A 9,412-nucleotide genomic window follows, 5' to 3' on the forward strand; every position below is an offset into this window, starting at 1 on the left:
TCACGGGCTGCCCTTCGACTACGACCTGCGCGACGGCGATGTGCTGACCATGGATCTGGCGCTGGGGATCGACGGCTGGGTCGCCGACGCCGCGACCACGATCATCGTCGGCACCCCGGACCCGGAGGACCAGCGGTTGATACGGGCCACCGAGGAGGCATTGGGCGCCGGTATCGACGCCGCCCGGGCCGGTCGCCGGATCGGCGATATCTCCGCCGCGATCGAAGCGGTGGCGCGGGCGCACGGCTACCCGGTGAACACCGAATTCGGCGGGCACGGGCTCGGGCGCACCATGCACGAAGACCCGCACGTGGCCAACGCGGGCCGGGCCGGGCGGGGCTATCCGCTGAAACCGGGCCTGGTCATCGCCCTGGAACCGTGGTTCGCCAGGACCACCGACCAGATCTACACCGATCCCGACGGCTGGACGATCCGCTCCGCGGACGGATCGCGCACCGCGCATTCCGAGCACACGATCGCCATCACCGCCGACGGGCCGCGGGTGCTGACCGCGGCCTGATTCAACGGAGCGTGAGGACGGTCTCCGAGTCGATATGGGTCAGCTTCGCGGGATTGCGGACGAAATAGAGGCCGGCGATGCGGTCGTCCTCGAGACGGAACGCCATGATGCCCTCCCGCACACCGTCGACGCGGACCACGAAGGCCGGGCTGCCGTTGACCACCGCGAACTCGACGCCGAACGTGGCCTCGAGCTTGCCCAGGCCGCGGCTCAGGTAGCGGGCCACCGTCTCGGCGCCGCTGATCGGACGCAGCGCGGCGCGTTTGACACCGCCGCCGTCGGCGATGAGCACTACCTCGGGGGCCAGGACATCGAGCAGCAGTTGCGGATCACCGGCCTCCAGCGCCCGCCGGAACGAATCGAGGGCCGCGCGGGCGCGGCTCGCGGATACGGTCTCCCGGGGGCGGCGGGCCTCCACATGGGCGCGGGCCCGATGCGCGATCTGGCGGACCGCGGACCCGCTCTTACCCACCGCGTCGGCGATCTCGGCGTAGCCGAAATCGAAGACCTCGCGCAGGACGAAAACGGCGCGTTCGGTCGGCGAGAGCGTTTCGAGGACCAGCATCAGCGCCATCGACACGCTGTCGGCGAGTTCGGCGTTCTCCGCGACATCCGGTGCGGTGAGCAGCGGTTCGGGCAACCACTGACCGACGTAGGACTCCTTGCGGCGGTTCATGGTCCGCAACCGGTTCAGCGACTGGCGGGTGGTGATCCGCACCAGATACGCGCGCCGATCCTGCACCTGCGCGAGATCGACCTCGACCCACCGCAGCCAGGTCTCCTGGAGGACATCCTCGGCATCGGCCGCCGAACCGAGCATCTCGTAGGCGACGGTGAACAGCAGATTGCGGTGGGCGACGAAGGTCTCGGTCGCGGTATCGCCGACGGGGTTGCCCATGGTTGCCGGTCCCTTTCCGAATGATCGTTTGTCCGTACGCCCCGCGACCGGGGCGCGGAAGTTATCCGGACCCGTGGTCGGCGGGCCCGGATACCAGAGGGTCAGGCCGCCGGTTCGCGGGTGGGCGCGGTGGCCGGCCGCCGGCTCGCCACCAGCCCGGCGCGTTTACCGTCGGCGACCCAGCGCAGTGAACCGGGCTTGCGCGCCTCCGCCGCCAGATGCCCGACGGTATGGGTGCATACGAACTCCTTGAGCTTGGCAGCGGCGCCACCGGCGACGAAGAACCGGTTGGCGGTGTCGTCGCGGGCGGCGAACTGGAAGATGCCCGCCCCGCGGCCCAGGCTGATGCACTGCCCGAAGAAACCGAGGTCGATCGGTGCGGGGGTGGCGCCGGCGAGCCGGGCCAGCACCGTATCGGCGGCGTGCGCGCCGATACGGGTGGCCGACTGGCAGCTCATCCGGAACGGCCGATCCGAGGGTGCCGCGCTGTCCCCGGCCCCGATCACGCGGCTGTCGGTGACGCTGGTCAGTGTTTCGTCGGTGCGCAGACGCCCGGCCTCGTCGGTGTCCAGACCGCTGCGGGCGGCCAGGTCCGGGACGCCGAAACCGGCGGTCCAGATGGTCACCGCGCTCGGGAGGTCGCGGCCGTCTCGCAGTCGCACCGCATCCCGGGTCACGGCGGTCACCCGGGCCTCGGGCCCTTCGAGCACGGTGACGCCCAGCCGGGTCAGTCGCGCGGCGACCGACCGCCGGCCCCGGGGATGCAGGTAGGGGCCGAGCACCCGGCCGCAGACCAAGGTCACCGGGCGGCCCTGTTCGGCCAGTTCGGCGGCGGTCTCGATACCGGTCGGGCCGGCGCCGACCACCGTCACCGGTGCCGTCGCGGGCGTCGCCGCGACGACCGGCAGCAGTCGCCGCGCCTCCTCGTAGGTGGTGATCGGATAGGCGAATTCGGCCGCCCCGGGGACGGCGGGATCGGCGCTGCCGCTGCCGACGGCGTAGATCAGATAGTCGTAACGGCGGGTGCCGCCGCCGGCCAGAGTCACGGCGCGACCGGGAGCGTCGATACGGGTGACCGAGTCCACCACCAGTTCGACCCGTTCGGCGAGGACCTCGCGGTACGGGACGACCGCGTCGTCGGAACCGCCCACCAGCTGATGCAGGCGGATCCGCTCGACGAAATCCGGGCGCGGGTTGATCAGGGTCACGGTCACGTCGTCGCGCTGGGTCAGGCGGTTGGCGGCCAGGACGCCGGCGTAGCCACCGCCGATCACGACTACCTCGGTGTTCTCCGACATGATGTCTCCTCGCTTCAGGGGGTCGAGCATGAGACACCGGAAAACCGTTCGGTGTGACACCTGGTGACCTGGATCACTCGAACGCGGCCCCGAGCCGCGCCCGGCCGCGCCGTTGGAGCATCCCCGGGGTGAGGTGCCGGCCCGCGGACCGGGGCGGTTCAGGTCGCCTGGCTGACCGAGGACATATGGAAATCGGGTACCCGCAGCGGCGGCATGGCGGTGCGGGTGAACCAGTCCTTCCATTCCCGGGGCAGCGTCTGTTCGGTCGCCCCGGCCTCGGTGACCCGGCGCAGCAGATCCAGCGGGCTCTCGTTGAACCGGAAGTTGTTCACCGCCCCGGTGACCTCGCCGTTCTCCACCAGGTACACCCCGTCCCGGGTCAGGCCGGTGAGCAGCAGGGTCGCCGGGTCCACCTCGCGGATGTACCAGAGGGTGGTGAGCAGCAGACCGCGTTCGGTGCGCGCGATCATCTCGTCCAGGGTGGCGTCCGACCCGCCGGTGAGCAGCAGGTTGCCCACCGGGACGGTGGGCGCGGCGTCGTAGTCGGCGGCAGTGGCGCGCGGATACACCAGATCGGCGATCGCGCCGTCGCGTAACCAGTCCACCCGCCGCGCCGCCATCCCGTTGTCGAAGACCGACAGCGTCTCCGAGGACGCCGGGGTCGCCACGAAGGGCAGGCACTGCAGTCCCGGGGCGTCCGGATCCGAGGACAGTGTCAGCGGGATATCGGTGAGTTTCTCCCCGATCCGGGTGCCGCCGGCCGCGGCGAAGGCGGTATGACCCTCCTGCGCGCCCCGCCCTTCCATCGACCAGTACATGTAGATCAGCAGATCCGCGACGGTCGAGGGCGGCAGCAGCGTTTCGTACCGGCCCGCGGGCAGGTCCACCCGCCGCGCCGACCAATCCAGGCGGCGTGACAGTTCCGACAGCATCGCCGGGATGTCCACATCGGCGAAATCGGTGGTGCCGGCTCCCACCCAGGCACTGGCGAGGCCGTCGCCGGCACCGCGTTTGCCGTTGATCTCCACCGACCCGGTGGGCTGGGTGTAGCGGCGGCGGACCCCGGTGGAGGTGCCCAGCCAGGTGGTCTGCACCTGGTGGTGGGCGAAACCGTAGAGCCGGTCGGTGCCGTCGAAACCGGCGGACAGGTCGGCCGCGAGTCCGTGGAAGACCTCGATCCCGGTGGTGGCCGGCGCATCCGCCCAGTCCGCGGCCGGTGGCGCGGTATCCGCGTCCAGCAGCGGCATGGCGTCACGCGCGGGTTCGGCGGCGGTCGCGGCCGCCTCGCTCGCGCGCACCACAGCTTCGATATCGGCGGGATCCACGCTGGTCGAGGCCACACTCCCGACGCGCGCCGTCCGCGGTCCCTCCCGGTACACCGAGAGCACCGACCAACGCCGGGACACCGATTGCCCATTCGTGGTCATGGAGTTGCCGGCCCAGCGCAGCGAGGCGTCGTAGTCGTCGGTGACGATCACGATCGCCTCGTCGGCCCGGGACAGCGCGAGCACCCGGTCCACCACCTCGCCCGCGGGCAGCACCCCCGCACCGATCCCCGTCATCGCCCTGCCTCCATCCGGGTGTTGAGCACGTTCACGCCCCGCACCAGCACCGACGGGCAGCCGTGGCTGACCGCCGCGACCTGCCCGGGCTGGGCCTTGCCGCAGTTGAACGCGCCGCCCAGCTGCCAGGTCGACGGTCCGCCGACGGCTTCCATCGAACCCCAGAAATCGGTGGTGGTGGCCTGGTAGGCGACATCGCGGAGCTGGCCGTCGAGTTCGCCGTCACGGATCCGGAAGAACCGCTGGCCGGTGAACTGGAAGTTGTAGCGCTGCATATCGATCGACCAGCTCTTGTCACCCACGATGTAGATACCGTTGTCCACTCGCGAGATCAACTCCGCGGTACTGGTGTCGGCGGTGGGATCGGGTTGCAGGGAGACATTGGCCATCCGCTGGATGGGGACGTGATGCGGTGAATCGGCATAGGAGCAGCCGTTGGACCGTTCCAGGCCCAGCCGCGGCGCGAAAACCCGGTCGAGCTGGTAGCCGACGAGGACGCCGTCGCGTACCAGATCCCAGCGCTGCCCGGCCACGCCGTCGTCGTCGTAGCCGACTGTCGCCAGGCCGTGCTCCTGCACCCGGTCGGCCGTGACATGCATGATCGGGGTGCCGTAGCGCAGGGTGCCGAGGTTGTCCGGGGTCGCGAACGAGGTACCGGCATAGGCCGATTCGTAGCCGATGGCCCGGTCGTATTCGGTGGCGTGACCGATGGATTCGTGAATGGTGAGCCACAGATTGGTGGGGTCGATCACCAGATCGGTGGGTCCGGCGACCACGCTGGGCGCCTTCACCTTATCCGCCAGCCACTCCGGGATACGGGCCAGCTCGGTATCCCAATCCCAGGTGCCGTCGGCGCCGGTGACGTACTCCCAGCCGCGCCCGACCGGCGGGGCCAGAGTGCGCATGGTCTCGAACGCGCCCGACGCGCTGTCCACGGTGATCGCCTCGAGCTGCGGTTGCAGCCGCACCCGCTGCTGGATGATCGACGATCCGGCGGTATCGGCGTAGTAGGTCTGCTCCTTCACCTGCAGAAGCGCCGCCGAGACGTGGTCGACGCCGTCGGCCGCCGACAGCCGGCCCGAATAGTCCTGCAGCAGTGCCACTTTCTCGGTGGCGGGCACGGTGAAGGGGTCGACCAGATACGGCGACACCCAGCGGGCATCCTCATATCGGGGTTCGGGGGCCAGCGCCACCCGCTCGCGATTGAGGGCGCGCAGACCGGTCGCCACGGCCACCGCCGAGCGCGCGACATCGGCCGCGGTACCCGGGTCCAAGGCGGCATGCGAGGCGAAACCCCAGGTACCGTCCACGATCACCCGGACCGCGAAACCCAGTTCGACCTCATCGGTGAGGGCCTCGACCCGGCCGTCCCGCAACCGGATGGACTGCGTGCACAACCGGTGCACCCGCAGGTCCGCGTGCTCGGCTCCGGCGGCGCGGGCCGCCGAGAGCGCGGCGTCGGCCAGCGTGGCCAGCGGTAGGTCCGCGAATTCCGGATCGATTGCGTGGCCGGGGGGTTGCCCGCCCTGCCCGGTGGAGGTCGCCGTAGTCACTCTGCCCAACCTAGTGCCCCGGGGCCGTCGCGGGCGCGGCACTCAGCCGAACTGCTGCCAGCCGAGCCGGATCACCATCGCGACCACGACCACCAGCAACACCACCCGGACGAACTCCGCGCCGCGGGCCAGCGCCATCCGCGAACCGACCACCGATCCGGCGATATTCGAACACGCCATGGCCGCGCCCAGCGCCCACAGCACATGACCGGTGGCGCCGAAGAACAGCAGCGCCCCGATATTCGATCCGCAGTTGATGACCTTGGCCATGGCCGCGGCCCGGACGAACTCGGTGCCGAGCAGCGTCGCGAAGGTGATGATGAGGAAGGTGCCGGTGCCGGGGCCCAGCAACCCGTCGTAGGCGCCGATGAGCCCGGCGGCCAGGCCGATCACCAGGATCGTCTTCCGTCGCGTCGGTGGATGGGTGGCCAGTGTGACGCCGATGGTCGGCCGCGCGGTCACGAAGATCGCCACGCCGATCAGCACCACCAGCACGATGGGTATGAACAGATCGCGGTCGATCAGCGATACCGCCGCCGCCCCGGCCGCCGAGGTGGCCGCCGCCAGCGTCGCGGCGGGTATGAGCAGCCGCCACTGCATCGGCACCTTGCGGGCGAAGGTGGCCGCCGCGGTGGCGGTGCCGGCCACGGCGGCCAGTTTGTTGGTGCCCAGCGCGGTCTGCGGGGCCAGGCCGGGGGCGACGAGCAACAGGGTCGGCAGCACGATCAGCCCGCCGCCGCCCACCACCGCGTCCACCCAGCCGGCCGCGGTGGCGGCCGAGAGCAGCAGTATCCAGTCGGTCACATCCACGCAGGCCAGCAAATCAGACCGACCGCGCCCGCCCGCGCCGGGTCGGCCGGGTGCCGCGCGACCCTAGGCTGGGCGGGTGCGCCGGTTCAGCCTGTGGCTTCGAGACAAACCCGTCGTGGCGGATTCCGTCCTCGCCGGGCTGCTGCTGATCCTGGACCTGGCGGTGGCCCGGGATGCCACCAATACGGCCGCGTTCCTGGTCTTCTCGGTATTGATCCCGCTGCCCATCGCGCTGCGGCGGGTCTACCCCCGCGCGATGGCCGTCACCTTCATGCTGCTGTCGTTCTGTGCCAGCACCATCGGCTATATCGTCGGCGACCCCACCGTGCACGGCGCCCTGCTCGGCCACGGGATCATGCTGTACACGCTGGTCGCCTACCTCGGCCGCCGCGAAGGTCTCTGGTACGCGCTGGCGCTGGTCGCCGACACCGTCTACGGAATGGCGCTGGTCAGCGGCTTCAAGGCGAGCGATACCGCGTTCGTCGGCGTTTTCTTCGCCCTGTGCTGGGCGCTGGCCGAATTCTCCGGCGCGCGCCGCGCCTACGACGCCGAGGTCGCGGCCCGGCTCGCGGTCGCCGACTCCGACCGGGAGCGGCGCGCGCACGACGCGGTCTCGGCCGAACGCACCCGGATCGCACGCGAGCTGCACGATGTGGTCGCGCACGCGGTGAGCGTGATGATCGTCCAGGCCGACGGCGCCCGCTACGCCCTGCGCGCCGATCCGGACACGGCGGAGCAGGCACTGGTCACCATTGCCGGTACCGGACGCGAGGCATTGCGTGAGCTGCGTCGCACGGTGGTCCTGCTGCGTACCGAACACGCACCCGACCAGGTGCCCCAGCACGGCACCGCCGGGCTGGCCCGGGTGTCGCAGCTCATGCGGGACGCCGGTCTGGCGGTGGACTTGGAACTCGCCGGGGGACTCGACGAGGTGGCGCCCGAGGTGAGCCTGGGCGTGCACCGGATCGTGCAGGAGGCGCTGACCAATACACTGCGGCACGCCGGCGCCCATCCGAAGGCCTGGGTGGCGGTGCGGCGGCGCACCGACCATATCGAGGTCGAGGTCACCGATTCCGGTGGTGTGCCGGTACGGCCCGAGGACCGGATCCAGGGCAGCGGACTGGGCCTGGCCGGGATGCGGGAGCGGATGGCGATACTGGGCGGCAGCCTGGAGGCGGGCCGCACCGCCGACGGGGCGTGGCGGGTGTACGCCCGGATCCCGCTGGCGCCACCGGATCGGGAATAGCGCCTCCGCGCCACTACATTGGAGCCGTGCCGATCACCGTTCTCGTAGTCGACGACCAGGAACTCATGCGTGTGGGGTTGAAGATGGTGCTCGGCGCGCAGCCCGATATCGAGGTGGTCGGCGAGGCCGACAACGGTGCCACCGCGGTCGCCCGGGCCGCGGAGCTCGCTCCCGATGTGGTGCTCATGGACGTCCGGATGCCGGTGGTGGACGGGGTCACCGCCACCGGGCGCATCCTCGAAGCCGAACACGGGACCCGGGTGCTGGTGATGACCACTTTCGATCTGGACGAACACGCGCTGGGCGCGTTGCGCGCGGGGGCCAGCGGGTTCCTGCTCAAGGACACTCCGCCCGAGGATCTGATCTCGGCCATCCGCAGTGTCGCCGCCGGTGACGCGGTGGTCTCCCCGAAGGTCACCAAACGCCTGCTGGACCGGCTGATCGCCGAGGAACCGGCGCCGTCGCGCGATCCGGCCGTCCTGGAGGTGCTCACCGTCCGGGAGCGGGAGGTACTGGGCCAGATCGCCGCCGGCCGGTCCAACGCGGAGATCGCGGGCGAACTGTTCCTCTCCGAGGCCACCGTGAAAACGCATGTCGGGCGGGTGCTGACCAAACTCGGCCTGCGGGACCGGGTGCAGGCGGTGGTGCTCGCCTATGAGACGGGGCTCGTCCGTCCGGGCGGTTGACGGCGAGGCCCTCCGGGCACGCTACGCCCGATTTGCGGCATTCCGGGAGCAAAAACGGCCGCCCGTTCGTTGCACGGGTAGTCCGACCGGAAAGGTTCGCTCATGCCCGTCCTCGGTTTCCTCGTCTACCTCGTCGTCGAGATCGCCGCATTCGCCGCCGCCGTCGCCTGGCTCGGCGCGCTGCCGGCCATTCTGCTGCTCATCGCCAGCTCGGCCGCCGGGATGCTGTTGCTCGGCTCCCAGTGGCGGCGGGTCGCCGAACAGTTCCGCGGAGTCACCCGCGGCGAGGTCGCCCCGGGCGCGGCGGTGGCCGACGGCGCGCTGGTGGGGCTCGGTAGCGCCCTCATGTTCGTCCCCGGCCTGGTGACCTCGGTGCTGGGCCTGCTGATGCTGCTCCCACCGACCCGTGCCCTGCTCCGCCCGCTGGTCGCGGCGCTGGCCGCGCGGCGGGTGGCCACCCTCACCGCCGCCGCCCGGCATCGCGGGGTGACCGTGGTGGACGCCGACGTCATCGACGGGGTCGTGGTGGACGAGTGGTACACCGACGAGCCCCGCAAAGATCCGATCGTGCTCGACCCGGCGCCGTATCCGTACGGGGCTCCGAACCCGGGTCACCGGGCCTGAGGTAGTTCAGCGGGCCGGGTCGTCCGCCATCCGGTATTCGCCCGCTCGGAGGCGGGTGAGCACCCCCGTGGTCCAGCCGGTGAGGTTGTCGAACACCCCGCTCCACAGTTCGAGGAGATCGGTGGCGTGCGGGGTCTCGTAGCGGCCCGGGAAGTCGCCGATCATGCCGAGCAGTTCGTCGCGGATCCGGCCGCTGCGTGCGCGCTGCTCGGTCA

The 9,412-nt window shown here is 70.9% G+C and carries 9 protein-coding genes and 1 pseudogene; 4 read left to right on the forward strand and 6 right to left on the reverse strand.

Features of this window, described 5'->3' with window-relative positions; genetic code table 11:
* On the forward strand, window positions 1-520 hold a 520-nt coding region (gene map, locus ACWDU1_RS24030), incomplete at its 5' end, for a type I methionyl aminopeptidase (protein ID WP_450001742.1).
* Between the two features lies 1 nt (window position 521).
* On the opposite strand, the gene ACWDU1_RS24035 is transcribed toward map, so the two are convergent.
* The 5 genes from ACWDU1_RS24035 to ACWDU1_RS24055 all read right to left on the reverse strand — a co-directional run bounded on the left by ACWDU1_RS24035 (window position 522) and on the right by ACWDU1_RS24055 (window position 6,641).
* Window positions 522-1,418, reverse strand: a complete 897-nt coding sequence (locus tag ACWDU1_RS24035) for an RNA polymerase sigma-70 factor (RefSeq protein WP_450001743.1) — start codon at window positions 1,416-1,418, stop codon at window positions 522-524.
* Window positions 1,419-1,519: 101 nt separating this feature from the next.
* Window positions 1,520-2,716: an NAD(P)/FAD-dependent oxidoreductase gene (locus ACWDU1_RS24040; RefSeq protein ID WP_450001745.1), complete on the reverse strand. Its 1,197-nt coding sequence runs from the start codon at window positions 2,714-2,716 to the stop codon at window positions 1,520-1,522.
* Window positions 2,717-2,874: 158 nt separating this feature from the next.
* Window positions 2,875-4,257 carry a metallopeptidase TldD-related protein gene (locus ACWDU1_RS24045; protein WP_450001752.1) on the reverse strand — a complete coding sequence of 461 codons (1,383 nt, stop codon included), beginning with the start codon at window positions 4,255-4,257 and terminating at the stop codon, window positions 2,875-2,877.
* Window positions 4,258-4,274: 17 nt separating this feature from the next.
* Window positions 4,275-5,780, reverse strand: coding sequence for a TldD/PmbA family protein (locus tag ACWDU1_RS24050; RefSeq protein ID WP_450001753.1), 1,506 nt, complete (start codon window positions 5,778-5,780; stop codon window positions 4,275-4,277).
* 93 nt (window positions 5,781-5,873) lie between these two features.
* A complete protein-coding gene (locus ACWDU1_RS24055; protein ID WP_450001746.1) occupies window positions 5,874-6,641 on the reverse strand; it encodes a TSUP family transporter in 768 nt (255 codons plus the stop codon).
* Between the two features lie 76 nt (window positions 6,642-6,717).
* Here ACWDU1_RS24055 and ACWDU1_RS24060 point away from each other — a divergent pair, with 76 nt between their 5' ends.
* From ACWDU1_RS24060 to ACWDU1_RS24070, 3 genes are all read left to right on the forward strand, one after another.
* Window positions 6,718-7,887: a sensor histidine kinase gene (locus ACWDU1_RS24060; protein ID WP_450001748.1), complete on the forward strand. Its 1,170-nt coding sequence runs from the start codon at window positions 6,718-6,720 to the stop codon at window positions 7,885-7,887.
* A gap of 26 nt (window positions 7,888-7,913) precedes the next feature.
* Window positions 7,914-8,573, forward strand: coding sequence for a response regulator (locus tag ACWDU1_RS24065; RefSeq protein ID WP_450001749.1), 660 nt, complete (start codon window positions 7,914-7,916; stop codon window positions 8,571-8,573).
* Window positions 8,574-8,675: 102 nt separating this feature from the next.
* A complete protein-coding gene (locus ACWDU1_RS24070; RefSeq protein ID WP_450001750.1) occupies window positions 8,676-9,197 on the forward strand; it encodes an FxsA family protein in 522 nt (173 codons plus the stop codon).
* 6 nt (window positions 9,198-9,203) lie between these two features.
* Here the strand turns inward: ACWDU1_RS24070 and ACWDU1_RS24075 are convergent.
* Window positions 9,204-9,412 (reverse strand): annotated as a pseudogene (locus ACWDU1_RS24075) (PadR family transcriptional regulator); the annotation flags it as partial.

Source organism: Nocardia sp. NPDC003345, assembly GCF_053589395.1.